At 32.8% G+C, this 24,736-nt stretch carries 38 protein-coding genes and 1 pseudogene; 38 read left to right on the top strand and 1 reads right to left on the bottom strand.

Annotated features, from left to right (window positions below):
• The first annotated feature begins 70 nt into the window (after positions 1-70).
• The 38 genes and pseudogenes from tuf (at position 71) to GQX97_RS11285 (ending at position 23,744) form a co-directional block, all read left to right on the top strand.
• Positions 71-1,297 (top strand): elongation factor Tu, encoded by a 1,227-nt coding sequence (tuf, locus tag GQX97_RS11470; protein WP_157152073.1) that lies wholly within the window; start codon positions 71-73, stop codon positions 1,295-1,297.
• Positions 1,298-1,379: 82 nt separating this feature from the next.
• Complete coding sequence (gene rpsJ / locus GQX97_RS11465) at positions 1,380-1,685, top strand: 30S ribosomal protein S10 (RefSeq protein WP_013243971.1); 306 nt, start codon at positions 1,380-1,382, stop codon at positions 1,683-1,685.
• Between the two features lie 126 nt (positions 1,686-1,811).
• Positions 1,812-2,468 carry a 50S ribosomal protein L3 gene (rplC, locus tag GQX97_RS11460; protein WP_013243970.1) on the top strand — a complete coding sequence of 219 codons (657 nt, stop codon included), beginning with the start codon at positions 1,812-1,814 and terminating at the stop codon, positions 2,466-2,468.
• Between the two features lie 18 nt (positions 2,469-2,486).
• The gene (gene rplD / locus GQX97_RS11455) at positions 2,487-3,134 is read left to right on the top strand and encodes a 50S ribosomal protein L4 (protein ID WP_013243969.1); all 648 of its coding nucleotides are present in this window, start codon (positions 2,487-2,489) and stop codon (positions 3,132-3,134) included.
• An 11-nt stretch (positions 3,135-3,145) separates the two neighbouring features.
• Positions 3,146-3,439 (top strand): 50S ribosomal protein L23, encoded by a 294-nt coding sequence (rplW, locus tag GQX97_RS11450; RefSeq protein ID WP_173385055.1) that lies wholly within the window; start codon positions 3,146-3,148, stop codon positions 3,437-3,439.
• Positions 3,440-3,453: 14 nt separating this feature from the next.
• Positions 3,454-4,290 carry a 50S ribosomal protein L2 gene (gene rplB / locus GQX97_RS11445; RefSeq protein ID WP_013243967.1) on the top strand — a complete coding sequence of 279 codons (837 nt, stop codon included), beginning with the start codon at positions 3,454-3,456 and terminating at the stop codon, positions 4,288-4,290.
• Complete coding sequence (rpsS, locus tag GQX97_RS11440; protein WP_157147696.1) at positions 4,290-4,559, top strand: 30S ribosomal protein S19; 270 nt, start codon at positions 4,290-4,292, stop codon at positions 4,557-4,559. Before rplB ends, rpsS begins: the two co-directional genes overlap by 1 nt.
• A gap of 11 nt (positions 4,560-4,570) precedes the next feature.
• A complete protein-coding gene (gene rplV, locus GQX97_RS11435; RefSeq protein WP_014933898.1) occupies positions 4,571-4,975 on the top strand; it encodes a 50S ribosomal protein L22 in 405 nt (134 codons plus the stop codon).
• 3 nt (positions 4,976-4,978) lie between these two features.
• Positions 4,979-5,716: a 30S ribosomal protein S3 gene (gene rpsC / locus GQX97_RS11430; protein ID WP_157152072.1), complete on the top strand. Its 738-nt coding sequence runs from the start codon at positions 4,979-4,981 to the stop codon at positions 5,714-5,716.
• Positions 5,716-6,129: a 50S ribosomal protein L16 gene (gene rplP, locus GQX97_RS11425; RefSeq protein WP_157152071.1), complete on the top strand. Its 414-nt coding sequence runs from the start codon at positions 5,716-5,718 to the stop codon at positions 6,127-6,129. Before rpsC ends, rplP begins: the two co-directional genes overlap by 1 nt.
• Complete coding sequence (gene rpmC, locus GQX97_RS11420; RefSeq protein ID WP_008723386.1) at positions 6,129-6,335, top strand: 50S ribosomal protein L29; 207 nt, start codon at positions 6,129-6,131, stop codon at positions 6,333-6,335. The genes rplP and rpmC overlap by 1 nt, the downstream gene beginning before the upstream one ends.
• 14 nt (positions 6,336-6,349) lie before the next feature.
• Positions 6,350-6,610: pseudogene (gene rpsQ, locus GQX97_RS14990) on the top strand (30S ribosomal protein S17); the annotation flags it as partial.
• 107 nt (positions 6,611-6,717) lie between these two features.
• On the top strand, positions 6,718-7,086 hold the full coding sequence (gene rplN, locus GQX97_RS11410) for a 50S ribosomal protein L14 (RefSeq protein WP_014933895.1): 369 nt from the start codon (positions 6,718-6,720) through the stop codon (positions 7,084-7,086).
• A 2-nt stretch (positions 7,087-7,088) separates the two neighbouring features.
• Positions 7,089-7,430, top strand: a complete 342-nt coding sequence (gene rplX, locus GQX97_RS11405) for a 50S ribosomal protein L24 (RefSeq protein WP_013243959.1) — start codon at positions 7,089-7,091, stop codon at positions 7,428-7,430.
• Positions 7,431-7,446: 16 nt separating this feature from the next.
• Complete coding sequence (gene rplE / locus GQX97_RS11400) at positions 7,447-8,010, top strand: 50S ribosomal protein L5 (RefSeq protein ID WP_157152069.1); 564 nt, start codon at positions 7,447-7,449, stop codon at positions 8,008-8,010.
• The gene (locus GQX97_RS11395; protein ID WP_008723403.1) at positions 8,010-8,195 is read left to right on the top strand and encodes a type Z 30S ribosomal protein S14; all 186 of its coding nucleotides are present in this window, start codon (positions 8,010-8,012) and stop codon (positions 8,193-8,195) included. Before rplE ends, GQX97_RS11395 begins: the two co-directional genes overlap by 1 nt.
• Before the next feature lie 18 nt (positions 8,196-8,213).
• Positions 8,214-8,615, top strand: a complete 402-nt coding sequence (rpsH, locus tag GQX97_RS11390) for a 30S ribosomal protein S8 (RefSeq protein WP_157152068.1) — start codon at positions 8,214-8,216, stop codon at positions 8,613-8,615.
• 25 nt (positions 8,616-8,640) lie between these two features.
• Positions 8,641-9,213: a 50S ribosomal protein L6 gene (rplF, locus tag GQX97_RS11385; protein WP_157152067.1), complete on the top strand. Its 573-nt coding sequence runs from the start codon at positions 8,641-8,643 to the stop codon at positions 9,211-9,213.
• A 12-nt stretch (positions 9,214-9,225) separates the two neighbouring features.
• Positions 9,226-9,582 (top strand): 50S ribosomal protein L18, encoded by a 357-nt coding sequence (gene rplR, locus GQX97_RS11380; RefSeq protein WP_157152066.1) that lies wholly within the window; start codon positions 9,226-9,228, stop codon positions 9,580-9,582.
• 41 nt (positions 9,583-9,623) lie between these two features.
• Positions 9,624-10,106, top strand: a complete 483-nt coding sequence (gene rpsE / locus GQX97_RS11375; RefSeq protein ID WP_198391221.1) for a 30S ribosomal protein S5 — start codon at positions 9,624-9,626, stop codon at positions 10,104-10,106.
• Positions 10,106-10,285: a 50S ribosomal protein L30 gene (gene rpmD / locus GQX97_RS11370; RefSeq protein WP_013243953.1), complete on the top strand. Its 180-nt coding sequence runs from the start codon at positions 10,106-10,108 to the stop codon at positions 10,283-10,285. Before rpsE ends, rpmD begins: the two co-directional genes overlap by 1 nt.
• A gap of 10 nt (positions 10,286-10,295) precedes the next feature.
• Positions 10,296-10,775, top strand: a complete 480-nt coding sequence (rplO, locus tag GQX97_RS11365; protein ID WP_157152064.1) for a 50S ribosomal protein L15 — start codon at positions 10,296-10,298, stop codon at positions 10,773-10,775.
• Positions 10,776-10,787: 12 nt separating this feature from the next.
• Positions 10,788-12,128, top strand: a complete 1,341-nt coding sequence (gene secY, locus GQX97_RS11360) for a preprotein translocase subunit SecY (RefSeq protein WP_157152063.1) — start codon at positions 10,788-10,790, stop codon at positions 12,126-12,128.
• 5 nt (positions 12,129-12,133) lie between these two features.
• Entirely contained in the window at positions 12,134-12,352 is a 219-nt protein-coding gene (gene infA / locus GQX97_RS11355) for a translation initiation factor IF-1 (protein WP_013243950.1), read from the top strand.
• Between the two features lie 20 nt (positions 12,353-12,372).
• On the top strand, positions 12,373-12,489 hold the full coding sequence (rpmJ, locus tag GQX97_RS11350; RefSeq protein WP_014933892.1) for a 50S ribosomal protein L36: 117 nt from the start codon (positions 12,373-12,375) through the stop codon (positions 12,487-12,489).
• Positions 12,490-12,511: 22 nt separating this feature from the next.
• Entirely contained in the window at positions 12,512-12,901 is a 390-nt protein-coding gene (rpsM, locus tag GQX97_RS11345; RefSeq protein ID WP_013243949.1) for a 30S ribosomal protein S13, read from the top strand.
• Between the two features lie 22 nt (positions 12,902-12,923).
• On the top strand, positions 12,924-13,334 hold the full coding sequence (gene rpsK / locus GQX97_RS11340) for a 30S ribosomal protein S11 (RefSeq protein ID WP_013243948.1): 411 nt from the start codon (positions 12,924-12,926) through the stop codon (positions 13,332-13,334).
• 21 nt (positions 13,335-13,355) lie between these two features.
• Positions 13,356-13,982 carry a 30S ribosomal protein S4 gene (rpsD, locus tag GQX97_RS11335; RefSeq protein ID WP_157152062.1) on the top strand — a complete coding sequence of 209 codons (627 nt, stop codon included), beginning with the start codon at positions 13,356-13,358 and terminating at the stop codon, positions 13,980-13,982.
• 30 nt (positions 13,983-14,012) lie between these two features.
• Positions 14,013-14,990 (top strand): DNA-directed RNA polymerase subunit alpha, encoded by a 978-nt coding sequence (locus tag GQX97_RS11330; RefSeq protein ID WP_157152061.1) that lies wholly within the window; start codon positions 14,013-14,015, stop codon positions 14,988-14,990.
• A gap of 18 nt (positions 14,991-15,008) precedes the next feature.
• Positions 15,009-15,398 carry a 50S ribosomal protein L17 gene (rplQ, locus tag GQX97_RS11325; protein WP_157152060.1) on the top strand — a complete coding sequence of 130 codons (390 nt, stop codon included), beginning with the start codon at positions 15,009-15,011 and terminating at the stop codon, positions 15,396-15,398.
• 135 nt (positions 15,399-15,533) lie between these two features.
• On the top strand, positions 15,534-17,003 hold the full coding sequence (gene rho / locus GQX97_RS11320; protein ID WP_157152059.1) for a transcription termination factor Rho: 1,470 nt from the start codon (positions 15,534-15,536) through the stop codon (positions 17,001-17,003).
• A 12-nt stretch (positions 17,004-17,015) separates the two neighbouring features.
• A complete protein-coding gene (locus tag GQX97_RS11315) occupies positions 17,016-17,606 on the top strand; it encodes a Smr/MutS family protein (protein WP_157152058.1) in 591 nt (196 codons plus the stop codon).
• Between the two features lie 48 nt (positions 17,607-17,654).
• On the top strand, positions 17,655-18,245 hold the full coding sequence (locus GQX97_RS11310) for a DUF1349 domain-containing protein (protein ID WP_157152057.1): 591 nt from the start codon (positions 17,655-17,657) through the stop codon (positions 18,243-18,245).
• Positions 18,246-18,319: 74 nt separating this feature from the next.
• Positions 18,320-19,885: a DNA polymerase III subunit gamma/tau gene (dnaX, locus tag GQX97_RS11305; RefSeq protein ID WP_157152056.1), complete on the top strand. Its 1,566-nt coding sequence runs from the start codon at positions 18,320-18,322 to the stop codon at positions 19,883-19,885.
• A gap of 356 nt (positions 19,886-20,241) precedes the next feature.
• Positions 20,242-21,786: an acyl-CoA carboxylase subunit beta gene (locus GQX97_RS11300; protein ID WP_157152055.1), complete on the top strand. Its 1,545-nt coding sequence runs from the start codon at positions 20,242-20,244 to the stop codon at positions 21,784-21,786.
• A gap of 41 nt (positions 21,787-21,827) precedes the next feature.
• Positions 21,828-22,133 carry an OadG family protein gene (locus GQX97_RS11295; protein ID WP_147732355.1) on the top strand — a complete coding sequence of 102 codons (306 nt, stop codon included), beginning with the start codon at positions 21,828-21,830 and terminating at the stop codon, positions 22,131-22,133.
• 43 nt (positions 22,134-22,176) lie between these two features.
• The gene (locus GQX97_RS11290) at positions 22,177-22,596 is read left to right on the top strand and encodes a biotin/lipoyl-containing protein (protein ID WP_157152185.1); all 420 of its coding nucleotides are present in this window, start codon (positions 22,177-22,179) and stop codon (positions 22,594-22,596) included.
• 20 nt (positions 22,597-22,616) lie between these two features.
• Entirely contained in the window at positions 22,617-23,744 is a 1,128-nt protein-coding gene (locus GQX97_RS11285) for a sodium ion-translocating decarboxylase subunit beta (protein WP_157152054.1), read from the top strand.
• 68 nt (positions 23,745-23,812) lie between these two features.
• Here the strand turns inward: GQX97_RS11285 and GQX97_RS11280 are convergent, their stop codons facing one another.
• Positions 23,813-24,628: an amino acid ABC transporter substrate-binding protein gene (locus GQX97_RS11280; protein WP_157152053.1), complete on the bottom strand. Its 816-nt coding sequence runs from the start codon at positions 24,626-24,628 to the stop codon at positions 23,813-23,815.
• Positions 24,629-24,736: the final 108 nt, after the last annotated feature.

Here is a 24,736-nt window from a genome sequence, read left to right as displayed (position 1 = left end):
TTAACAAAAAATAAAAATAAAATAAAAAACAATTTCCTAGAGAATAGGGATAAATAATTGGAGGATAAAAATGGCTAAAGGAACTTATGAAGGTACAAAAACACACGTAAACGTTGGTACTATCGGTCACGTTGACCACGGTAAAACAACATTAACATCAGCAATCACAGCAGTATCATCTGCAATGTTTCCAGCAACAGTACAGAAAGTTGCATACGATTCAGTAGCAAAAGCTTCTGAGAGTCAAGGTAGAAGAGACCCTACAAAAATTTTGACAATCGCTACTTCACACGTAGAATATGAATCTGATAACAGACACTATGCTCACGTAGACTGTCCAGGTCACGCTGACTATATTAAAAACATGATAACAGGTGCTGCTCAGATGGACGGAGCTATCTTAGTAGTATCAGCAGAAGACGGTGTAATGCCTCAAACAAAAGAACACGTACTTCTTTCAAGACAAGTAGGTGTAAATTACATCGTAGTATTCTTAAACAAATGTGATAAATTAGATGACCCAGAAATGGCAGAAATAGTAGAAGCAGAAGTAGTAGACGTATTAGACCACTATGGTTTCGATGGTGCTAAAACTCCTATTATTAGAGGTTCTGCAATCAAAGCTATTCAAGCAATTGAAGCAGGCAAAGACCCTAGAACTGATGCAGATTGTAAATGTATATTAGACCTATTAAACGCACTTGATACTTATATTCCAGATCCAGTACGTGAAACAGATAAAGACTTCTTAATGTCAATCGAAGACGTATATTCAATCCCTGGAAGAGGTACAGTTGTTACAGGTAGAATAGAAAGAGGACAAATCAAAAAAGGTGATGAAGTAGAAATCGTTGGTATAAGACCTACTAAGAAAACTACTTGTACTGGTGTAGAAATGTTCAAGAAAGAAGTAGTTGGTATAGCTGGTTATAACGTTGGATGTCTTTTAAGAGGTATTGAACGTAAAGAAGTAGAAAGAGGACAGGTATTAGCTAAACCAGGTACAATCACACCTCATAAAAAATTTGAAGCAGAAGTTTATATCTTGAAAAAAGAAGAAGGTGGAAGACATAGCGGTTTCGTAACAGGTTACAGACCACAAATGTACTTCAGAACAACAGACGTAACAGGTGTTATTAACTTACCAGAAGGCTCTCCAATGATAATGCCAGGTGATAACGCTAACTTAACAATCGAGCTTATCACTCCAATAGCTATGGAAGAGAAACAAAGATTCGCTATACGTGAAGGTGGTAAGACAGTAGGTAACGGTGTTGTAACAAAAATATTAGAATAATTAAGGAAAGAATAAAATAAAAAGGGATATGTTTTAATAAATGTATCCCTTAATAAAAGAATAAAAGCGAGTAATTCAAACTATGAAAGAACAGAAAATAAGAGTTAAATTAAAAGCCTTTGATATAGAATTAATTGATCAATCAGCTCAGTCAATAGTTGCTAGTGTAAAGAAGACAGGTGCAAGAGTATCAGGACCTATACCGTTGCCAACAAGCATAAGAAAGGTAACAGTAATAAGAAGTCCGCATGTAAACATTAAGTCAAGAGAACAGTTCGAGATGAGAGTTTACAAGAGATTAATAGATATCTTTGACGTAACACCTCAAACAACTGAGTCTTTGAAGAAGTTGGCACTTCCAGCTGGCGTAGATGTACAGTTGAAATAAGAAAGGTTTTTTAAACCGTGTGAATAAAACTTTACTACGTTTTATTTATATGGTTATAATTTTAATAGTTTGACTTAAAAAGATTGGTAAAAAAGAAGTAGTAAAATCATTATAGAGGATTAGCCGATGGTAGGAATAATTGGCAGAAAATTGGGTATGACAACAGTTTTCGATGAAACTGGCAATGCTATAGCAGTAACAGTTGTAGAGGCTGGGCCATGCACAGTTATGCAGGTTAGAGATAATGAGAAAGATGGCTATAATGCTATTCAATTAGGTTATGGTGCTGTAAAAGAAAAGCATTTAAAAAAGCCACAAATAGGGCAATTTAAAAAAGCAAATTTAGAGCCTAAGAAATATTTAAAAGAGTTTAGGTTGGATGATTCAAGTGCTTATACAGTTGGTCAGGAACTTAAAGTAGATATATTTCAAGCGGGCGATTTTATAGATGTTAGTTCTTTGAGCAAAGGTAGAGGATTTGCCGGCGTAATGAAAAGACATAATTATGATGGTGGTCCTATGAGTCATGGTTCTAATTTCAGAAGAAGAGCAGGTTCTATAGGTTGTAACAGTTACCCTGCAAGAGTATGGAAAGGCAAAGGTATGCCTGGTCATATGGGTAATACTTTAACTACTATACAAAACTTAAAAGTAGTTGAAATAAGACCAGAAGATAACTTGATTATGATTAAAGGTTCTATACCCGGAGCTATAAACGGTATAGTAAAAATCACTCAAGCAGCTAAGAAGAAAAATAAGAAGAAGAACTCAATGACTAAATAATAAAAGCAGGATGATAAAATGGAAGTAGTAATACTAAATGAAAATGGAGATAGCGTAGGTAATTTAGAGGTAGTTGACGAGATATTCAAATCAGAAGTTAACAACAATCTACTTTACGAAGCAATCAAAAATGAGTTGGCGAACAGACGTCAAGGAACTCACTCTACTAAGACAAGAGCAGAAGTTTCAGGAGGCGGTAAGAAGCCTTGGAGACAAAAAGGTACAGGTAGAGCAAGAGCAGGTTCTACACGTTCACCAATTTGGGTAGGCGGCGGTAAGACACATACTCCTAAGCCTAGAGATTATAGTTATAGATTGCCTAAAAAGATGAAACGTAAGGCTCTATTGTCTGTTTTATCTTTGAAATATGGTAACAATGTTCTTAAAGTTTTTGAGGATTTCACTTTTGATGCTCCAAAGACAAAAAGAATGGCAAGTTTTATAAGTAAGGTTAAAGAGCCAAATAGCAGAAAGGTAGCATTTGTAGTAGGTAAAGATGAGTCATTAGGTGATAATTACAATAAGTTATTATTATCTTTAAGAAACATCAAAGATTTAAAGCTTGTAAATGCAGACAGTATGTCTATACATCCTTTATATTATGCTGATGAAGTATACTTTACTAAAACAGCTTTATCTAAATTAAATGCTAGAATTAAGGGATAATAAATATGAGCATGTATTCACTTTTAATAGAGCCTATACTTACAGAAAAAAGTAATATCCTTAGAACTGAGCCTAAAGGAACAGAGAAGCGTTATTATGTATTTAGAGTAAGACAGGACGCTAATAAGCAAGAGTTGAAGAAAGCGGTTGAAAAAATATTTAATGTACATCCGCTAGATTGTAAGATAATAAATGTAAAGCCTAAGAAGAAAAATCGCAGAATGAGCAGACGCGGTTATACACGCAGTTATAAAAAAGCGATAATAGTTCTCGATGGCAAAGAATCAATAGATATAGTAAAATAAGTTGAGGGATACCGATGGCTATTAAGAAATTTAAACCGACAACACCAAGTTTACGTTATCGTACAGTAGTTGATTTTTCGGATATAACAACAAATGAGCCTTGTAAATCATTAGTATGCGGAAAGAAACGCATAAGCGGAAGAGGTTCAAACGGTCGTATCACTATGCGTCGTCGTGGTGGTGGACACAAGAAATTATTTAGATTAGTAGATTTTAGAAGAGATAAGCATGATATAGAAGCTAAAGTAGTTTCTATAGAGTATGATCCTAACAGAACAGCTCGTATAGCTCTTTTACATTACACAGATGGTGAAAAAAGATATATAATATGGCCATTGGGACTTAATGTAGGCGACAGAGTTGTTAGCGGAGAAAATGCTAAAGTAAAAGTAGGTTGCACTTTACCTTTAAGAAAGATACCTTTAGGTACTATAATACATAACATAGAAATAACACCAGGAAAAGGTGGTCAGCTTGTTAGAGCAGCAGGCGGTGGTGCTCAGATAACAGCAAAATCTGGTGGTTATTGTGTAATAAGACTTCGCTCTGGTGAAGAGAGAAGAATATTAGAAGATTGTTATGCTACTATAGGACAAATCGGTAACTTAGATCATTTCAACACTACAGACGGTAAAGCAGGTACTACTAGACATAAAGGTAGAAGACCAAAAGTAAGAGGTGTTGTAATGAACCCAGTAGATCACCCACACGGCGGTGGTGAAGGTAAGAGTGGACAGGGTAACCCACATCCAGTATCTCCTACAGGTGTACCTACTAAGGGATATAAAACTAGAAAGAAAAATAAATATTCTGACAGATTAATAATTAAGAGAAGAGGGGGTAAGAAATAATGTCTCGCTCTATTAAGAAAGGACCTTTTGTAGATAAAAATCTTTTCAAGAAGATACAAGCTGGAGATAACAAGCACCAAATAAAAACTTATAGCCGTGCTTCAACAATTATTCCAGAGATGATAGGTTTCACTATAAATGTTCATAACGGAAAAACATTTGTAGCAGTTTATATACAAGAGAATATGATAGGTCATAAATTAGGTGAATTTGCTCCTACTAGAACTTTTCGTTCACATGCAGGTGCAGCTAAGGTAGCTAAGAAATAAGGAATTGGACTATGGAATATAAGGTAAAGGTACGTTATTTACGCATAGGTCGCAGGAAAGTAGCAAGATTACTTCCTTTTGTTAAAGGTGAGTATGTTAACCATGCAATCGCTAATCTTACAACTATGCCACAAATGTCATCAGTTGTACTTAGAAAGGCTATAAAAAGCGGTATAGCAAATGCTATTTCTCAGACTAGAACTATTAACCCAGACACATTATGGGTTAAGACAGCTTTTGTTGATAAAGCACCATCATTGAAACGCATAAGAGCAGCAAGTCGTGGTAGTGCTGATCCTATATTAAAAAGAAATTCACATATTACTATAGTATTAAGTGATGAAAAAAAACCTGAGAAGAAAAAAATTAAGAGAGTTGCAAAAAAAGAAGAAGCAGCTAAAGTAGCGGAGGTATAAACTATGGGTCAAAAGGTTAGTCCAATAGGTTTAAGACTCGGAGTTAATAAAACTTGGTCTAGTAAATGGTTCGAAGATGGCAGAACTTATGCAGATAGTTTGCATGAAGATTTATCTATAAGACGCTATATAATGAACTATTATTATAAGACATTAAAAGAAGAACAGAAAAAAATTGGCGGAAAGAAAGAGTCTTTTGATCCTGCTATATCTGACATACAAATAGTACGTTTCCCAGATAGAATCAATGTATTTATTTCTACTGCAAGAGTTGGAGTAGTTGTAGGTCTTAAGGGTCAGAGAATTGAGGCTGTTAAGGCTGCTGTACAAAAGTTAGTAAAAAAGCCTATTAATGTTTCTATATCAGAAATCAAAGAGGCTGAATTAGATGCTACATTGGCAGCACAAAGCGTAGCTCGTCAATTAGAAATGCGTGTTGCTTTCAGAAGAGCTATGAAGAGTGTTATCACTCAAGCTATGAAGAAAGGTGCTAAAGGTATAAAAGTTATGTGTTCTGGCCGTTTAGCAGGTGCAGATATCGCTAGAACAGAACAGTACAAAAATGGTTCAGTACCTCTTCATACAATAAGAGCAAATATAGATTATGGTACTGCTGAAGCTTCTACTACATTTGGTATCATCGGGGTAAAAGTGTGGATATATAAAGGCGAGATTCTTGATAAGAAAGAAAGCAAACAAGATGATGCGGGTAAAGTTATCAGTGCTAAAGGAGATAGATAATGTTACAACCATCAAGAACTAAGTATCGTAAACAGCATAGAGGCAGAATGAAAGGTAAGTCCAAAAGAGGAAGTAACTTAACTTTTGGAGATTATGGTTTAATGGCATTAGAGCCTGTATGGCTTACAGATAGACAAATTGAAGCTGCACGTATTGCTATATCAAGACATGTTAAACGTGTAGGTAAAATGTGGATAAAAGTATTTCCAGACAAACCTTATACTAAAAAGCCGGCAGAAACAAGAATGGGTAAAGGTAAAGGTAACGTTGAATATTGGGTAGCAGTTGTAAAGCCAGGTAAAGTTATATTTGAAATAGCAGGTGTACCAGAAGAATTAGCACAGTCTGCTTTCAGATTAGCTGGTTTCAAGCTTCCTATTAAAACTAAGTTCATTAAGAGGGAGGCTATGTAATGGCTAAAGATAAAAAAGATTACAAGTCATTAGGTTTAGAAGAGCTTAAGGGTGAACTTCTAAAGTTAGAAAAAGAATATCAAGAGCATAGATTTGAAAAAGTGGTTGGTGATGCAAGACAAACTCATCAATTAAAGAAAGCTCGCAAAGATATAGCTAGAGTTAAGACATTTATACGTCAGCATGAACTTGGCATAAAAAAATAGTGTGAGGTATTACTGTGGAAAACAAAGCAAAAAAATATAAAAGAGTACTTGAAGGAATTGTAGTTTCTGATAAAATGGATAAAACTATAGTTGTAAAAGTTGAAAGTAAACAGAAACACCCCCTTTATGGTAAGACTATAAGTAAGAATAAACGCTATAAAGCTCATGATGAAAAAAATGAATGTTTAGAAGGCGATTTAGTAAGAATAATAGAGTGCAGACCTATTAGTAAAGATAAGAAATTCAGATTAGTAAAAATCGTTAAGAAGTCTGAGCGTGTAGAGAAAGATTCTATGGATAGCGATGTAGAAAGCGTATTAAAACGTGAGAAGCATGCTCCAGAAGCAGCAGTTTCTTCACAGGTTGAAGGAGAGTAAGAATTATGATACAAGTACCAACTACTCTTAATGTAGCCGACAACACAGGCGTAAAGAAGTTGAAATGTATTAAGGTATTAGGAGGAAGTAGACGCAGATATGCTACTTTAGGAGATGTTATAGTTTGTTCTGTAACTGATATAATCCCTACTTGCTCTATAGAAAAAGGTAAAGTTGTAAAAGCTGTAATAGTAAGAGTAAAGAAAGAAGTTAGACGCCCTGATGGTTCATACATACGTTTTGATGAGAATGCAGCTGTTATAGTAGACGATAAAAAAGAGCCTCGCGGTAAACGTATATTCGGACCTGTAGCTCGTGAACTTAGGGATAAAGGCTTTATGAAAATCGTATCACTTGCACCAGAGGTAATATAATTATGATAAAGAAAAAAGATTTTAGTAATACAAAATACAAAATAAAAAAAGGCGATACTGTTGAAGTGATAGCTGGAGAGCAGAGCGGAGAACGCGGTGAAGTATTGTCTATAGACAGAGCAAAGGGAAGAGCTTTCGTAAAGAATATTAACATGATTAAGAAAACTATGCCTAAAAGTCAAGAGAATCAAAAAGGCGGTATAGTTGAGAAAGAGGCTTCTATACATATATCTAATCTTATGTTGGTTGACAAAGGCGGTAAAACTACTAGGGTTGGAAGAAAAGAAGTTGATGGAAAATTAAAAAGATATGCTAAAAAATCAGGCGAAGTTCTTGATAAGTAAGTAGGAGTTATTAAATATGTCAGTATTGAAAGATAGATATGAAAAAGAAATAAGACAGTCTTTATTAAAAGAGATGAATTTAAGCTCCTCTATGGCTATACCTAAAATAGAGAAAATTATTATCAATATGGGTATTACTCAGGCTGTAACAGATAAAAAATATGTTGATTCTGCTGTAGAAGAACTTACTCAAATAGCAGGTCAGAGAGCTGTTATCACTAGAGCTAAAAAGTCTATAGCTAACTTCAAATTAAGACAGGGTATGCCTATAGGTTGTAGAGTAACTTTGAGAGGAGAGAGAATGTATGACTTCTTGGAAAGGTTAATATTTATAGCTTTACCAAGAGTAAGAGACTTCCAAGGTATTCCTAGAAGAGGTTTTGACGGAAGAGGTAATTACAATTTAGGTATAAAAGAGCATATTATATTCCCAGAAATAAGTTTCGACAAAACAGATGCTGTTAAGGGATTAAATATAACAATAGTAACAACTGCAGATAATGACGATATGGCTCGCACTTTATTAGAACGTATAGGTTTGCCATTTCGTGCTGCACCTAAAAGTCAGGAGAATAAATAATGGCTAGATTGGCACTTAAAGTTAAAGCTACAAAAAAACAAAAATATAAAACAAGACAATATAATCGCTGCCCTATATGTGGAAGACCTCGTGCTTATATAAGACAGTATAAAATGTGTAGAATCTGTTTTAGAGATTTAGCAAATAAAGGTTTAATTCCGGGCGTAACTAAGTCTAGTTGGTAATTTAAGGAGAGTATATAAATGAGCGTACATGATCCAATAGCAGATGCTTTAACTGTGATTAGAAATGGTTGTAGAGCAAAAAAAGAGAGTGTAACTATACCTTTTTCTACAAAAATGGAAAATATACTTGCAATTTTGAAAAAAGAAGGGTATATTAATGACTTCAAAAAAGTAGAAGTAAAAGATAAAAATTTCTTCCGCATAGAAATAGATTTGAAATATTATGAGGGAAATTCTGTTATAGAAGGTATTCAAAGAGTATCAACTCCAGGTCTTAGAGTTTATACATCAGTAGATACTATTCCTCAAGTAAAAAATGGTTTCGGTATATCTGTAATCTCTACTAGCAAAGGCGTTATGACTGATAAAGAAGCTAGAAAAGAGAAAGTTGGCGGCGAAGTTTTATGTTATGTATGGTAATATAAATTGAGAGAGGGTATTTACAATGAGTAGATTATCAAATAAGCCTATAGCGATTCCTCAAGGCGTTGAAGTAAAAATCGACGGCCATAAAGTAGTCGTAAAAGGTAAAAGAGGGGAGTTGACAAGAGAGTTTTTTGATTATATAATACTTGAACTTGAAAATAATTCTCTTTGGGTTAAACCTCCTAAGATTGATAGCACTGATGAAAAAGCTATAAAAGAAAATAAAGCTAAGTATTCTGCTAAATTAGGTTTAGTTTGGAAACTTGTTTCTAATATGATTGAAGGTGTTAATACTGGTTATAAAAAAGTATTACAATTAGAAGGTACAGGTTATCGTTCTAATGTTCAGGGAGATACTTTAACATTACAATTAGGTTTCTCTAGTGATGTTAAGATGAAAATTCCTGAAGGCATAAAAGTAACAGTAGAAAAAGACACTAAAATCATTATAGAAGGTAATGATAAAGAGAAAGTAGGCGAACTCGCTATGAATATTAAAAAGAAAAGACCTGTTGAGCCATATAAAGGTAAGGGTGTAAGATTTGAAGGCGAGTATGTTAAAATGAAAGAAAGTAAAAAAGCTGCTAAGTAAGGGGTAAGCTATATGAGTTTAAGAGAAAAAATTAAAGCTCAACGCGAAAGAAGAAAGAGAAGTATACGTATAAAAATAGAAGGAAGTTCAAAGCGTCCTAGACTTACAGTTTATAAGAGTCTTAAATATGTATCTGCTCAAATAATAGATGATAGTAAAGGTATAACTTTAGTATCAGCATCTTCTCAAGAGAAAGATTTAAAAAGCGGTAAAAACGTAGATGTAGCTAAAGAGATAGGTAAAGTATTAGCTACTAGAGCAAAAGAAAAAAATATTAGTGAAGTAGTGTTTGATAGAAACGGCTATATATATCATGGAAAAATAAAATCCTTAGCTGACGGTGCTCGTGAAGCAGGATTGAAATTTTAAGGAGTATAACCTTGGCACACGATAATAACGAAGAAAAAAGTATGTTTGAAGAGCGTCTAATAACTCTAAACAGAGTAGCTAAAGTTATGAAAGGTGGAAGACGCTTTAGATTTGCAGCTTTAATGGTTTTAGGTGATAAAAACGGACATGTTGGTTTAGGTTACGGTAAAGCAAACGAAGTACCTGATGCTATAAGAAAAGCTATAGAACAGGCTAAAAAGAATATGATAGAAGTGAACCTTAAAGGTGAAACTATTCCTCATAATACAGTTGGTGTATTTAGAAGCAGCAGAATAATAATGAAACCAGCTTCTAAAGGTACAGGAGTTATTTCAGGCGGTCCTGCACGTGCTGTATTAGAGTTAGCTGGTGTAAAAAATATTCTTTCAAAATCTTTAGGTAATAACAATTCTATGAACTTAGCTAAAGCTACTTTTGAAGGTTTAAAATCTTTACAAACAGTTCAAGACATGGCTAACAAAAGAGGACTTACTGTTGACCAGATTTATGGGAGGGCTGAATAATGGCTAAAGTTGTAATAACATTAGTTAAATCTCCTATAGGCTATGAAAAGTCTCAAAGAGATACTGTTGTAGCTTTAGGTTTCAAAAAGAGAAGAAGAGTTGTAGAACATGAAGCAACTCCTCAAATAAATGGAATGATTAATAAAATATCACATCTTTTAAAAGTAGAGTATAAGTGAGGGCTAGAGAATGGCACAGGAAAATACAAAAATATTAAGAGCTCCAAAAGGATCGAGCAAAAATCGTCATAGAGTAGGACGCGGACAAGGTTCTGGTTGGGGTTGTACTGCAGGAAGAGGTGATAAAGGTGCTCAGTCTCGTGCAGGTTACAGCAGAAGAGCTGGTTTTGAAGGCGGACAGATGCCTTTACATAGAAGAATTCCTAAAAGCGGTTTCACTAATGCTGCTTTCAAAAAGTCTGTAGATATTATCAATGTTGGTGATTTGGATTCTTTAGGTTCTAATGAAATATCTAGAGAGGCTTTAGTTAAATTAGGTTATTTGTCTTCTACTAAAGATTATATAAAACTTCTTTCAATGGGTGAAGTAAAAAGTGCTATCACTATTACCGTTGATCTTGCTAGCAAAAAAGCTATAGAAAAGATTGAGAAATCTGGCGGTAAAGTTATAATACATGAACGCAAAAAATATATTAGAGAAAAGAAGTAAGGTTGTTTATAAATGTTTAAGTCATTAACTAATATATTTAGAGTACCAGAATTAAGAAGCAGGATACTGTTTACAGTTCTTGCTATTTTGGTATATAGAATAGGCAGTCATATTCCAACTCCAGGCATAGACCCAACTGCTCTTTTGGGCTTTTTATCATCAGCTCAAGGCGGCGGCGGTCTTTTAACTATTATGGACTTATTTTCTGGCGGTGCTTTATTTAGATTTTCTATATTAGCACTTGGAATTATGCCTTATATATCCGCTTCTATCATCATGCAGCTTTTAGGTGTTGTTATACCTGCACTTGAGAGAATGCAAAAAGAAGGTGAGAGCGGTCGTAAAAAAATTAACCAATATGTTAGATATCTAACACTTGGTCTTTGTGTGGTTCAATCTGCAGCTATGGCTAGCTGGATTCAAAGTATAAATGAAGGTGCTATGATATTTATGAGACCCGGTTTGGGTTTTATACTTCTCGTAGTAATTACAGCTACTACTGGTACCATGTTCTTAATGTGGCTAGGTGACCAAATTACAGAACGCGGCCTTGGTAATGGTATATCTGTAATAATATTTGCTGGTATTGTTGCTCGTATTCCTGCAGGATTCTATGATGTTATACAGAAAAAAGACACTGATTATCTAAACTCATTAGTAATAGTTCTTTTCTTTATAATATTTGCTATAGTAATATTCTGCGTAGTTTATGAAGAGAGCGGACAGAGAAGAATACCTGTTCAATATGCTAAGAGAGTTGTAGGAAGAAAGGTTTTTGGTGCACAATCAACTCATATACCTTTCAAAATTAACCCATCTGGAGTTATCCCTATAATATTTGCATCAGCTTTGATGGCTATTCCTGCACAGATTGCTAGTTTAACAAGAGGTGTTCAATGGAGATGGTTGGACGCTTTGCTTAGATTTTTCTCTTATGGAAGCTGGGCTTATATAATTCTTTATTGTCTTTTGGTTATTATGTTTGCCTATGTTTATACATCTGTACAATTTAATCCAGATGACATAGCAGAGAATCTTAAAAAACAAGGCGGATTTATCCCCGGTTACAGACCCGGCACACAAACTGCTGAATATTTAAGAACAGTATTAAGCAGAATAACAATAGGCGGTTCATTATTCTTGGCTGCTATTGCTGTGTTCCCAGATTTAATGTCTAAGATTCCTGTGTTTGCTCCTTTCAAAGGAACTAATAATTCTTTAGTTTATTTGATGGGCGGTACATCTGTAATGATTAGTGTAAGTGTTGCTGTTGAGTTATTAAAGCAAATAGAGTCTTACTTACAGATGCATAACTATGATGGTATATTGAAGAAGTCTAAGGTGAGAAGGTAATTAATATGGCAGAAAAAGAAAATATAGAGGTAGAAGGTACAGTAGTAGAGCCTCTTCCTAATGCTACTTTTAGAGTAGAGTTAGAGAATGGTCATAAGATATTGGCACATATTTCTGGAAAGATGCGTATGAACTTTATTCGTATACTTCCCGGAGATAAAGTAACTATAGAAATGTCGCCCTACGATTTAACAAAGGGTAGAATAATTTATCGTTATAAGTAAAATAATGGAGAACATTTAATATGAAAGTAAAAAGTTCGGTAAAAAAACGTTGTAATGACTGTCAAATAGTAAGAAGAAAAGGCGTAGTTAGAGTCATATGTAAGAAAAACCCAAGACATAAACAAAAACAGAAGTAATTAATTTAAGGAGATAATTAGTATGGCACGTTTAATGGGTGTTGAAATAAGAAATAATAAAAGAATAGAAATCGCCCTAACAGATATATATGGTATAGGACGTACTTTAGCACATGTAATTTGTGATAAGGCTAATATAGATTATTCTATAAAAGCTAAAGACCTTACAGATGCTCAAATTACAGCTTTAAGAGATGCAATAGAAGCAACAACTAAAGTGGAAGGAGATTTGCGTACAGAGCTTTTTAATAATATTAAACGTTTAAAAGATATTCACTCATATCGTGGAATGCGTCATATAAAAAGACTTCCAGTACGCGGACAAAGAACAAGAACTAACTCTCGTAACGCTAGAGGCGGCGGAGCTAGAAAAGCTATAGCTGGTAAGAAAAAAGCACCAGGTAAGAAGTAAAAATAACTAATGGGGGAGAATAGTGGCTACTCAAAAAGGTAAAAAAACACTAAAAGATAAAAAAATAAAAAAAGATAGAAAAGTAGAAGCTTTTGGTATAGTGCATATAAAAGCTAGCTTTAATAATACAATAGTTACTATCACTGATAGAAACGGTGATACTTTATCTTGGGCTAGTGCAGGTTTAGATGGAGAATATAAAAGTAGTAAGAAATCTACTCCATTTGCTGCACAGGTTGCTAGTGAGAAGGCATCTAAAAAAGCTTATGAGATGGGTGTAAGAGAAGTAGAAGTTTATGTAAAAGGTCCTGGTATGGGTAGAGAAAGCTCAATCAGAGCAGTAGAAGCTGCAGGATTAAAAGTAAAACTTATTAAGGATGTTACACCAATGCCTCATAATGGTTGCCGTCCTCAAAAAAGAAGAAGAATATAATTAATTGGGAGATAAATAATTATGGCTAGATATAGAGATGCAAGTTGCAGATTATGCCGTCGTGAAAAAATGAAACTTATGCTTAAAGGCGACAGATGTCTTACGGCTAAATGTGCTATAACAAAAAAGAGAGAAGTTCCGGGTCCTACTAACCGTAAAATGAAACAATTATCAGAATACGGTATTCAGATGAGAGAAAAACAAAAAGTTAAACGTATTTACGGCGTTTTAGAAAAACAATTCAGAAACTACTACCATGAAGCAAACCGTGTAGCAGGGGTTACAGGTGAAAACTTGCTTAGATTATTAGAGCTTCGTCTTGATAACGTAGTTTATAGACTTGGTCTTGCTAGAAGCAGAGCTCAGGCTAGACAATTTGTACAACATGGTTTTATTAATGTTAATGGAAAAACTATGTCTGTACCTTCTTATAGTATGAAAGTTGGAGATAAGGTTTCTTTCTCTCAGAGAGGAAATGCTATTTCACAGGTGAAAGAAATTCTTGATGGTTTAAAAAGTGAATATGTTCCTGCTTGGTTGAGTTTAGATTTATCTGCTAAACAAGGTGAGATAGTAACATTACCAATAAGAGAGCATATAGAGTATCCTATTAACGAACAGCTCATTATTGAGTATTATTCTAAGTAATGGAACTCTTTGATAAGGGGTATTGAAAGAATGGCATTAAAAGAAATATTAGAATCTATTAGACATCCGCATAGAGTTACATTTGAAGCTAGAGATTTAACTCCTAATTATGGTAAATTTGTAGCACAGCCTTTTGAGAGAGGATATGCCACTACTATTGGAAATGCTCTAAGAAGAGTATTATTATCATCTATACCTGGATATGCTATTACTGCTATCAAAATAGATGGCGTTACTAATGAGTTTGAAAATGTTCCCGGTATGAAAGAAGACACAATAGTGATGATTATGCATCTTAAAAATGTTGTGGTAGCTCTTCCAGAGAATGTTGATGCTAAAACTATACATATAAAAAAAGAAGGTCCTTGTACAGTTACTGCTGGTGACTTTGCTGTTGCTGATGCTGATGTAAATGTATTTAATCCGGAACATCATATTGCTACTATAGCTGAAGGTTATACTTTTGAAATGGATGTTCAGATAGAATCAGGTTATAATTATGTGCCTGCTGAAGTAAATATGGAGTTGCTTGAAGATGTGAATGCTATAGCTATAGATGCTATATATTCTCCTATAGTAAATGTGAAATTTGCTGTTGATGATGTTAGAGTGGGTCAGCGTATAAATTATTATGGTAAGCTTACTTTAGAAATAGAAACTAAAGGTAATATTGCCCCTGAAAAAGCTCTATCTTGGGCAGCTAAATTACTTAGAGATAATCTTACTCCTTTTATGCTTCCTGAAGAGGCTAATGGAGATGATGAAAAAATAGAAGAAACTCCTAAAGATTCTGTACTTGATTCTTTAAAAGATAAACATGTTGAGGAAGTTGAGTTTTCTGTTAGAACTGCTAATTTCTTAATATCTTCTGATCTTAAAACTTTAGATAAAGTTGCTCTTAAAACTGATGCTGATTTGTTAAGATTAAATGGTGCTAATGAAATGATTATAGAAGAAATTAAAGAAAAGCTTGCAGAATATAATGCTCATCTTGGTATGAGAGGCTAATAAAATTAAGGATAATGTATGAGACATAGAGTTACTGTTAAAAAATTTAATAAAACTACTGCCCACAAAAAGGCTATGTTTAACAATATGATAACTTCTCTTTTCAAATATGAGAAAATTGAAACTACTAAAGAGAAAGGTAGAGCTTTAAAACAATTAGCTGATAAATTAATTTATAGAGCTAAAGTTGATAATGTTCATAATAGAAGATTGGTTTCTAAATATGTAAAAGATAAAGCAATACTAGCTAAACTTTTTAAAGACATTGCTCCTAAGTATGCTAATAAAAATGGCGGATTTGTAAGAAAAATCTTATCATATAAAAGATTTGGTGACGGAGCTGATATGTGTATTGTAATGTTATGCGATTCTGATAGCTCATCTGCTAATAAAACTGAAGCAAAATAAAAAATAATTATTGATAATTTAAAATAATAATAAATCATTTATTAATCTAATTATATATAAACAAAAGTAAATTTTATGTGTTGGTTATAGTTTCTAATGACTATAACTTACATATAAGGTTTATGGGGGTTACTTATGTCTGAAGATAACAATTTAGAGTTTTCTAATGATGAAAATGTTGTGCCTTTGAAAAAGGTGAGAAAAGTAAGAAAAGTTGTTAGAAAGGTAGTTGCTAAGACTCAGGAAGAAGAAAAAGAAGAAATTCCTGCTGTTAATGATAATGATGAAAATAATAAAGAAGAGAATAATAAAATTCAAAGACCTTTTGATGTACTTTATATTAGTCAATTAAGCGTTCTAACTTTTGATGAGTTAATAGATTTTGCTGAGAACTATGGCATTAAAAAAGATACTAATTCTAATTTAAGAAGACAAGAATTAATGCATCTAATAGTAAAATCTCATATTAACTTAGAAGGTAAGGTTGTTGCTGAGGGTACATTAGAAACTTTGCAAGACGGATTTGGTTTCTTACGTTCTAAAAACACAAATTATTTAGTAGGTTCTGATGACATATATATTTCTCCTGCACAAATTAGACTTTTCGGACTTAGAACAGGGGACGTTATTAGCGGAGAGGTGAGACCTCCTAAAGATAATGCAGGCGAGAAGTTTTTTGCTTTGCTTAGAATAGAGTCTGTTAATGGTGAGAAGCCTGACAATTTACACAGAAGACCTCTATTTGATAAATTAACCCCAATATTTCCTAATGAAAGAATTAATTTAGAGTATGCTCCAAATAAAATTTCTACTCGTATTATAAACTTAGTATCTCCTATAGGTAAAGGTCAAAGGGGCTTAATAGTAGCACCTCCTAAAGCTGGTAAAACTATGATGCTTCAAGAGATTGCTAATGCTATATGCAGAAATTATCCTGATATAAAATTATTCATACTTCTTATAGATGAACGTCCTGAAGAGGTTACTGACATGAAAAGACAAGTTCCAGAGGCTGAGGTTATTGCTTCTACTTTTGATGAACTTCCAGAAAAGCATTGTCAAGTTTCAGAGATGGTATTAGAGAAGGCTAAGAGATTAGTTGAAAATAAGCATGATGTTGTAATTATATTAGATTCTATAACAAGACTTTCAAGAGCTTATAACTTAGTTGTTCCTGCAAGCGGTAAGGTATTAACAGGAGGTGTGGATTCTAATGCACTTCATAAACCTAAAAAATTCTTCGGTGCTGCTCGTAATATAGAAGAGGGCGGTTCTCTTACAATAATCGCTTCTGCTTTAGTTGATACTGGAAGTAAGATGGATGATTATATTTATGAGGAGTTTAAGGGTACTGGTAATATGGAGCTTCATTTAGAGAGGAAGTTTGCTAATAGAAGAATATTCCCTGCTATTGATATTGATTCTTCTTCTACTAGAAGAGATGATTTACTTCTTAATGAGGAAGAGCTTGCTAAGATGAATCTTGTTAGAAGCGTTCAAGGTCAAGGTATTAATATTGATGAATACGACTTTATTGAAAAAATGATAGCTAAAATGAAAAATACTAAAGATAATTCGGAGTTTTTGAAACTATTAAACTCATGAGGTTTTAGTATCATGTCTAGAAAATATGATAATGAGACGCTATTTAAATTTTATCTAGAGCATGGATATTTTCCTCCAGATTATGAAGAAAGTTGTGAAGAAAATAAAACGATAGAAAATGTAAGTAATAAAAAAGAAAATACTTCTAATCATTCAATAAATAGAAAAAAAGATAAAGAAAAGCCGCAAGATAATAGCAAAGAATATATTATAAGTGAAGAAGATAGACTTTTATTTATAAATACTGTTGAAAATCTTGATTGTACTAATCATTCAAAAAAAGAGCTTCCAAAAAAGAATATCAAATTTAAGCCGAATTTAAAAAATGTAGTTCCAAAAGAAAAAATAGATTTGCACGGGTTTACTGCTAATAGAGCTTTAATTGAAGTAAAACATTTTATAGGTGAATGTAGAAAAAATAAAATAAGCCCAATACTTATAATACATGGCAAAGGTTTTGGAAGCGAAAATAATGTTCCTGTATTAAAAAACACGATCGAATACTATATTCTCACAGAGGGTAAGCCATATATAAAATATGCTGCAGATGCTCCAAGGGAATTAGGAGGCTCTGGGGCTAAAATAATTTATTTGAATTTATAATTAAATGATATAAAATTATGATATATTTTTTATAAAAGGAATTATAAAATGAAAAGTTTTTTAAAAGAAGAATTATTTTGGATTAGAAAACCAAATAAAGTATCAATTGATGATGAAAAGATAGAAATATATACAGAGCCTAATACAGACCTTTGGCAGAGAACATATTATGGCTTTCAAAATGATAATTCTCCTGTACTTCAAACAAAAACAAGTGATAAATATTTTTCTTTTGTGGTAAACGTAAAATTTGAAACTAATCATCTTTTTGATCAAGCAGGAGTTGCAATATATATAGACAGTGAAAATTGGTTTAAGGCTTCTGTAGAATATGAGAATGAAAATTATCAGCGTTTGGGAAGTGTTGTTACAAATAATGGATATTCTGATTGGGCTACTACAGATATAGATGCGTCTATAAAAGATATATGGTTTAGATTAAGCAGAAGAGAAAAAGATTTTTATATTGAATATAGTTTAGACAATAAAGATTATCATCAGATGCGTATATTTCATTTGTTTAAAGCAGATGAAGAAATACCTTTTGGAATATATGCTTGCAGTCCTGGAGCTTCATCTTTTAGAGCAGTATTTTCAGATATGCATATAACAGAATGTAAATGGCTTGGGCATAAATAAAAATTGACAAATAAATATAGTCTGTTAAAATAATTTTAAATAAAGCATAAATAATATAATGGAATACTACTAACATGGCAGAAAACTATAAAGTAATAGCAAGAAAATATCGTCCTCAAACTTTTGAAGAGGTAATAGGGCAGGAACATATTACCAAAACAATATCTAAAAGTATAGCACAAAAAAAAATAGCACATGCCTATCTTTTTTCTGGGGCTCATGGGGTTGGTAAGACATCTCTTGCAAGAATTATAGCTAAAGCCTTAAACTGTGTTAATGGTCCCACAGATAAACCTTGCGGAGTTTGCCCTTCTTGTACGCAAATAGAAAACGGCACTCCTTTAGATGTTATTGAAATAGACGGTGCTAGCAACAGAGGTATAGAAAACATAAGAACAATAATAGAAAATGTGCGCATATCACCTGTTGCTGGTAAGTATAAAGTATATATTATAGATGAGGTTCATCAGATTACAAACGAAGCTTTTAATGCTTTACTTAAAACATTAGAAGAGCCTCCTGCTCATGTTGTGTTTATTCTTGCTACCACTGAAGCAGATAGGGTACTCCCAACAATTAGAAGCCGCTGTCAGCAGTATATTTTTAAGTCTTTGGGTATAGAAGATTTAGAGAAGATTCTTAAAAGTATATTAGACAAAGAAAATATTGCTTATGATGATGAGGCTATATTTTTGATAGCAAAGCAGGCTAGGGGTTCTGTTCGTGATAGTGAAACAATATTAGAGAAGATGATAGCCTATACTGCAGACAAGAAACATATTACTAGTGCTGATGTTATAGCTGTGGTTGGTGGTAATAATTTTTCTTTTGTTAAAGAGTTTTTTGATGTAATGATTTCAAAAGACAAAAAAATTTATTTTCAATTTGTTAAAAAGCTGTTTGAAGAGTCTGTTGATCCGAGAACATTTATTAATAATTTAATTGATTATATGCGTGTTGTGCTAATGATAAAGAGCGGTATTGATGATATTAAATTATTAGAGATAACAGAAAATGAGAGAGATGATTTAAAGACTTTTGCCAACAATTATAGCGATGATGAAATTGAGCGTATTCTTGATTATATATTAAATGTAGAAGAGCGTATAAGAAATGCTTCTAATGCGAGAGTGATATTTGAGATGCGTATGCTTTTGCTTCTTGATACAGATAATTTAATTCGCCCTGTGGACATTATATCTTCAAACAATGTTCAGGCTGTTTCTGACGCTAATGAAGATTATGGACTTAATAACGATAATATTGCAAAACCTAAAGAAAATAATAACGCTCCTAAACCAGCATATGATGTGCCTCTTAGCCCAAATGATAAAAGGCATATATTCTACAACAAAATACTTTCATATGTTGAAACAGAAAGCCCAACAATATATTCTTTGTTATCGCAAGGAAACCCAATAGAAAGCAAAGGTGCTACATTAATAGTGGCCATTCCAGAGCATATTTATGATATGGTCCAATCTGATAAAAGAATATCAGCTTTAATAGCAAGTGCGATACCAAGATTTACCAAAAATAAAGATGTAGCAATACAATTCCAAAAGGCAGTAGAAGGCAACGTTATAGACAAATTAAAAACACGCCTTCAGGCAACAGAGGTTGATGAAAGTTCTTTATAAATAATTTAGAATATAATATGTAATAAATTGAGTTTTGTGATTTTTTTTATTGTTCTTTTTCCAGCCGCAAAAAGAACCAAAAAGTGCTAGTTATACTAAATTTCTATATACTTATTAATGATTTTATTATATTAATTTTTATCACACCATTTTAATTTTACTGATTTTTATAATTTTGACGATATTTGTTATATTTTTTACTGCAATTAAAAATTAAACTTTCGACTAATTTGTTAAAATATACAAAAATGATAAAATATGATTGCAATAAATACTAATTAGTTATATGTTTTAATTTAGCAGAATTAACTTTTAATAAAAACACAATTAAATAATACAAATAAAAGGTTTCAAATATGCAAGAAAAAATAAATGAACTTAAGAAAAGAAAAGAAAAGATAGAAGAAGCTGGCGGTAAAGAAAAAATAGAAGAACGTCATGCTAAGGGTAAATTAACAGCGAGAGAACGTATATTGCATCTTTTAGATGAAGGCACATTCTGCGAGATTGATGCTTTTATAGAACATAGATGCAGTGATTTTGGTATGGAAAAAAATAAAGTAGCAGGCGAAGGTGTAGTTACAGGATATGGTAAAATTAACGGGAGACAAGTATGTGTATATGCTCAAGATTTTACTGTGATAGGCGGTTCATTAGGTCAAATGCATGCTGCTAAAATTTGTAAAGTACAAGATATGGCAATTAAATTGGGATGCCCTTGTATTGGTATTAATGATTCAGGCGGAGCTAGAATACAAGAAGGTATTGATTCATTAAGAGGCTATGGAGATATTTTCTATAGAAATGTACAGGCTTCTGGAGTTATACCTCAAATATGTGTAATAATGGGACCTTGTGCGGGCGGTGCTGTTTATTCTCCTGCTTTGATGGACTTTATACTTATGACTGATAAGACTGCTAATATGTTTATTACTGGTCCTCAGGTTGTAAAGGCTGTAACAGGTGAACAGGTTTCTGCAGAAGAGCTTGGAGGAGCTTTTGTTCATAGCAAAACTTCTGGTGTTGCTTCTTTAATGTTCCCAGATGAGATTTCTACTTTAGAAGGTGTTAAAAAATTACTTTCTTATATACCTCAAAATAATTTGGAAGATGTTCCTTTAGAAAATACTAATGATGACCCTAATAGAAATGATGAAGAATTATCAAACATACTACCAGACAGTCCTAATAAACCTTATGATATAAAAGAGATTATAAAAAGAGTAGTTGATAATGGAGAGTTCTTTGAGCTTCAGCCTTTATTTGCTACTAATATAGTGATATGTTTTGCTCGTCTTGACGGAAAATCTGTTGGTATAATAGCTAATCAGCCTAATTCTATGGCAGGCGTACTTGATATTAATGCTGCTGACAAGGCTGCTCGTTTCATTCGTTTCTGTGATAGTTTTAATATTCCTTTGGTTACATTGGTTGATACTGCAGGATATTTACCCGGTGTAGGTCAGGAGCATAATGGAGTTATTAGACATGGTGCTAAACTTTTATATGCTTATTCTGAGGCTACTGCTCCAAAGATTACTCTTATTATAAGAAAGTCTTATGGAGGAGCTTATATAGCTATGTGTTCTAAGCATTTGGGTGCTGATATGGTTTATGCTTGGCCTTCTGCTGAGATTGCTGTTATGGGTCCTGACGGTGCAGCGAACATTATATTTAAAAAAGAAATAGACAAAGCTGAAGACCCTAAGAAAATGAGAGCTGAAAAGATAGAAGAATACAAAAAAGAGTTTGCTAATCCTTACAGAGCTGCTGTTAGAGGATATGTTGATGATGTAATAGAGCCAGAATATACTAGAAGCTATCTCATTAATGCACTTCATTTATTGGTAAGCAAAAGAGAAACTAGACTTCCTCGCAAACATGGTAATATACCTTTGTGATTTTTGTATTGTAATTCTAATAAATAAAGGAGTAAAAAATTATGGATCATAATGCTGCTATTACAATATTTGGTATAATATCTGTTTTAATTGTTGCTTTAGTTTTCTATGTTTTGGCTTTAGTTTTAGGTATCATTTTTAAGCCTAGAAACATAAAGAAAGAAGAAGAGATTAGCAAGGTTGTAGAAGAGAGTAAAACTAAAGAAGAGGATTTATTAGATGACAGTGAGCTTGTAGCGGCTATCACTGCTTGTATCACTGCTTATAGCGGTAATTCTAAATTTGTAATAACTTCAATAAAAGAGTCTAAAACTCCTGTATGGGGTATGGCTGACAGAATAAAATAAAATAAAACAAGAGAAAATAAAAAAATAATTTAGGAGATAAATGATGATTAAAAATTATAAAGTAACTGTTAATGGAAAAAGTTATGATGTATCTGTTGAGGAGATAAGAAATGAATCTGTTGCTTCAAATAAAGTTTTATCTGCTGCTGTTAATAATGTTGTAAATAATCAGGCAGCTAATACAAAAGCTTCTGCACCAAGTACAGCACCAGCACCTGCTGCTCCAAAAGCTGCTGCTATAGATGAGAATGCTATATCAGTAAAAGCTACTATGCCCGGCACTATATTATCATTTAATGTTGCTATAGGAGATAAGGTAACAGAGGGTCAGGTTGTTGCTGTATTAGAAGCTATGAAGATGGAAAATGAACTTACAGCTCCTGCTTCTGGAGAGGTTATATCTATACATGTTGAAAAAGGTTCATCTGTTGTAGAAGGTCAAGTGATATTGCAAATTAAGTGATATAATTTCGAGAGGTGAATATGAATAATTCTTTAGGGTTGGATTTTAACTATTTATTTGCAGGTTTTTATCCGCCGTCTTTTTCGCAGATAATAATGATATTGATAGGTGCTTATTTAATTTATATGTCTATATATTATAATAAGAAACCTTTACTTCTTTTGCCTATGGGCGTTGCAATACTAGCTGCTAATATGCCTTTGCCAAAAATAACTGAAGATGTTATAACTGGTTTTTTGGGTATGATATATAATGGGGCTAGTAGCGGGGTTTATTCTGTGCTTGTATTTTTCGCTGTTGGAACTATGATAGATTTAGGTCTAGTTCTTGCTGACCCTAAAAACTTTTTTATAGGGGCTAGTTCGCAGATTGGTATATTTGTTGTATTTTTTATGATTAGCAATTTAATTGGCTCTGATGTGGCTGCTGCTGCTTCTATTATAGGGGCTGCTGATGGTTCTTTAGCTATGTATATGACTGCTTTAGTAACTGATGCTAGATATTTTGCTCCTATTGTGATGGCATCATATCTTTATATGGAGCTTTTACCTATATTGCAGATTGGCGTTACTAAGTTTTTAACTACAAAAAAAGAAAGAACTATATCTATGTCATATTTAAGACATGTTTCAAGGGGAGAAAAGATTATATTTGCCGTAATTGCTATGGCTCTTTGCGGTATATTTTTAGCTAATTCATTCCCGCTTATAGCGGCACTTCTTTTTGGAAGTATTTTAAGAGAATCTGATATTATTAAGAATTTTTCAGTTACAATACAAAAATCTTTAACAGGTATTCTTACTATGCTTATTGGTATAGCTATAGGTTCATCTGCTTCTGCTGATAATTTTATATCTATAAGCACTATATTAATATTTGTATTTGGCTTTATATCATTAATATTAAATACTATAATAGGTGTTTTAGTTGCTAAGATTATCAATGTACTTACAGGCGGAAAGGTTAATCCTATAATAGGTTCAGCTGGACTTAGTGCTTTCCCAGTGCCTGCTTGGGGTGCTCATATATATGGACAGGAAAATAGCTCTTCTAACTGTTTGCTGCTTCATGCTATGGCTGTTAATATTTCTGGTATAATTTCTGGTGCTATTACAGTAGGAATACTTCTTACTTTTTTCCATAATTGATATATCGTTTTATTATATAAATTAATTTTTTTAGAACAGAGGTATAAAACCTCTGTTCTAATTTTTTATTAATCTACTCTTACAATTATATCTTGACCGAACCATTTAGTAGCTATTTCTGAAGCTTTTCCATTTGTTCTAATAGTATCTAAAGCACTATCAATAGCATTCAATAATTCCATATCTCCTTTTCTAAGACCAACGCTAACATATTGAGATGTAAGAGGTTCCTCTTCTAATAACTCAAAATTAGCATTTTCTTTAGCTATATAATAACGAATTGTTGTCTCGCCTGCTACTACAGCATCTATTCTTTGAGCCTCTAAATCTAAAAAAGCATTAACATAAGTATCATACTGTCTAATCTCTTTAAGTTCTTTGCTTATAGGGTCATTTAATAATATTTCATAATTACTGCTTCCTGTTTGTACTCCTACTACTTTTCCCTTTAAATCCTCTTTGCTTTTAATATCATCTCTGCCTGCATATATTGCTACCATAAGTCTATTATAAAGATATGGTTTAGAAAAATTAACTTGTTTTTTTCTGCTTTCATTAACAGCAAATCCGCTCCATATTACATCAATATCTCCTTTTTTTAAGCTCAATATAGAACTAGCCCAATCTACTGGCTTAGTTTCTAACTCTACCCCCATAATCTTAGTAACCTCCTTAGCTAAATCAATATCAAAGCCAACAATCTCTTCATTTTCATCTATAAAACTCATAGGTGCAAAGGCATCATCTAAACCTAATACTAATTTACCTGCTTCTTTTACTTTTTGTAGAGAATTATCTGCTTCTCCTGTATTTTGTGTATCTGTTTTTGTTGAGCAAGATATAGCAAAAATAAATATAAAGAATAAAGTTATTATACGTTTCATTGTTTTTCTCCTGTTTTTAATTTGTTTAATAAAATTTGTTTAATAAAGTTTTTTATAATTAATAATATATAGTGTAAAAATGTTATAAATTATTAACTAATGATGATA

The organism is Brachyspira sp. SAP_772 (assembly GCF_009755885.1).
Classification (GTDB): Bacteria; Spirochaetota; Brachyspiria; order Brachyspirales; family Brachyspiraceae; genus Brachyspira.
The sequence above is the reverse complement of the archived record's forward strand: the minus strand, read 5'-3'. Positions and strand labels throughout refer to the sequence as shown.

What these genes read in the sequence shown, in the direction of transcription:
- rpsC (WP_157152072.1), top strand. Translation starts at nt 4,979, where the DNA reads ATGGGTCAAAAGGTTAGTCCAATAGGTTTAAGACTCGGAGTTAATAAA.
- rplD (WP_013243969.1), top strand. Translation starts at nt 2,487, where the DNA reads ATGGAAGTAGTAATACTAAATGAAAATGGAGATAGCGTAGGTAATTTA.
- GQX97_RS11330 (WP_157152061.1), top strand. Translation starts at nt 14,013, where the DNA reads ATGGCATTAAAAGAAATATTAGAATCTATTAGACATCCGCATAGAGTT.
- GQX97_RS11315 (WP_157152058.1), top strand. Translation starts at nt 17,016, where the DNA reads ATGTCTAGAAAATATGATAATGAGACGCTATTTAAATTTTATCTAGAG.
- GQX97_RS11295 (WP_147732355.1), top strand. Translation starts at nt 21,828, where the DNA reads ATGGATCATAATGCTGCTATTACAATATTTGGTATAATATCTGTTTTA.
- rplP (WP_157152071.1), top strand. Translation starts at nt 5,716, where the DNA reads ATGTTACAACCATCAAGAACTAAGTATCGTAAACAGCATAGAGGCAGA.
- rplE (WP_157152069.1), top strand. Translation starts at nt 7,447, where the DNA reads ATGTCAGTATTGAAAGATAGATATGAAAAAGAAATAAGACAGTCTTTA.
- infA (WP_013243950.1), top strand. Translation starts at nt 12,134, where the DNA reads ATGGCAGAAAAAGAAAATATAGAGGTAGAAGGTACAGTAGTAGAGCCT.
- tuf (WP_157152073.1), top strand. Translation starts at nt 71, where the DNA reads ATGGCTAAAGGAACTTATGAAGGTACAAAAACACACGTAAACGTTGGT.
- GQX97_RS11395 (WP_008723403.1), top strand. Translation starts at nt 8,010, where the DNA reads ATGGCTAGATTGGCACTTAAAGTTAAAGCTACAAAAAAACAAAAATAT.
- rpsS (WP_157147696.1), top strand. Translation starts at nt 4,290, where the DNA reads ATGTCTCGCTCTATTAAGAAAGGACCTTTTGTAGATAAAAATCTTTTC.
- rplO (WP_157152064.1), top strand. Translation starts at nt 10,296, where the DNA reads ATGGCACAGGAAAATACAAAAATATTAAGAGCTCCAAAAGGATCGAGC.
- rplR (WP_157152066.1), top strand. Translation starts at nt 9,226, where the DNA reads ATGAGTTTAAGAGAAAAAATTAAAGCTCAACGCGAAAGAAGAAAGAGA.
- rplV (WP_014933898.1), top strand. Translation starts at nt 4,571, where the DNA reads ATGGAATATAAGGTAAAGGTACGTTATTTACGCATAGGTCGCAGGAAA.
- rpmC (WP_008723386.1), top strand. Translation starts at nt 6,129, where the DNA reads ATGGCTAAAGATAAAAAAGATTACAAGTCATTAGGTTTAGAAGAGCTT.
- rho (WP_157152059.1), top strand. Translation starts at nt 15,534, where the DNA reads ATGTCTGAAGATAACAATTTAGAGTTTTCTAATGATGAAAATGTTGTG.
- rplW (WP_173385055.1), top strand. Translation starts at nt 3,146, where the DNA reads ATGTATTCACTTTTAATAGAGCCTATACTTACAGAAAAAAGTAATATC.
- GQX97_RS11285 (WP_157152054.1), top strand. Translation starts at nt 22,617, where the DNA reads ATGAATAATTCTTTAGGGTTGGATTTTAACTATTTATTTGCAGGTTTT.
- rplQ (WP_157152060.1), top strand. Translation starts at nt 15,009, where the DNA reads ATGAGACATAGAGTTACTGTTAAAAAATTTAATAAAACTACTGCCCAC.
- dnaX (WP_157152056.1), top strand. Translation starts at nt 18,320, where the DNA reads ATGGCAGAAAACTATAAAGTAATAGCAAGAAAATATCGTCCTCAAACT.
- GQX97_RS11290 (WP_157152185.1), top strand. Translation starts at nt 22,177, where the DNA reads ATGATTAAAAATTATAAAGTAACTGTTAATGGAAAAAGTTATGATGTA.
- rpmJ (WP_014933892.1), top strand. Translation starts at nt 12,373, where the DNA reads ATGAAAGTAAAAAGTTCGGTAAAAAAACGTTGTAATGACTGTCAAATA.
- rplN (WP_014933895.1), top strand. Translation starts at nt 6,718, where the DNA reads ATGATACAAGTACCAACTACTCTTAATGTAGCCGACAACACAGGCGTA.
- rpsH (WP_157152068.1), top strand. Translation starts at nt 8,214, where the DNA reads ATGAGCGTACATGATCCAATAGCAGATGCTTTAACTGTGATTAGAAAT.
- rplF (WP_157152067.1), top strand. Translation starts at nt 8,641, where the DNA reads ATGAGTAGATTATCAAATAAGCCTATAGCGATTCCTCAAGGCGTTGAA.
- rplB (WP_013243967.1), top strand. Translation starts at nt 3,454, where the DNA reads ATGGCTATTAAGAAATTTAAACCGACAACACCAAGTTTACGTTATCGT.
- rpmD (WP_013243953.1), top strand. Translation starts at nt 10,106, where the DNA reads ATGGCTAAAGTTGTAATAACATTAGTTAAATCTCCTATAGGCTATGAA.
- rplX (WP_013243959.1), top strand. Translation starts at nt 7,089, where the DNA reads ATGATAAAGAAAAAAGATTTTAGTAATACAAAATACAAAATAAAAAAA.
- rpsE (WP_198391221.1), top strand. Translation starts at nt 9,624, where the DNA reads ATGTTTGAAGAGCGTCTAATAACTCTAAACAGAGTAGCTAAAGTTATG.
- secY (WP_157152063.1), top strand. Translation starts at nt 10,788, where the DNA reads ATGTTTAAGTCATTAACTAATATATTTAGAGTACCAGAATTAAGAAGC.
- rplC (WP_013243970.1), top strand. Translation starts at nt 1,812, where the DNA reads ATGGTAGGAATAATTGGCAGAAAATTGGGTATGACAACAGTTTTCGAT.
- rpsM (WP_013243949.1), top strand. Translation starts at nt 12,512, where the DNA reads ATGGCACGTTTAATGGGTGTTGAAATAAGAAATAATAAAAGAATAGAA.
- GQX97_RS11310 (WP_157152057.1), top strand. Translation starts at nt 17,655, where the DNA reads ATGAAAAGTTTTTTAAAAGAAGAATTATTTTGGATTAGAAAACCAAAT.
- GQX97_RS11300 (WP_157152055.1), top strand. Translation starts at nt 20,242, where the DNA reads ATGCAAGAAAAAATAAATGAACTTAAGAAAAGAAAAGAAAAGATAGAA.
- GQX97_RS11280 (WP_157152053.1), bottom strand. Translation starts at nt 24,628, where the DNA reads ATGAAACGTATAATAACTTTATTCTTTATATTTATTTTTGCTATATCT.
- rpsJ (WP_013243971.1), top strand. Translation starts at nt 1,380, where the DNA reads ATGAAAGAACAGAAAATAAGAGTTAAATTAAAAGCCTTTGATATAGAA.
- rpsD (WP_157152062.1), top strand. Translation starts at nt 13,356, where the DNA reads ATGGCTAGATATAGAGATGCAAGTTGCAGATTATGCCGTCGTGAAAAA.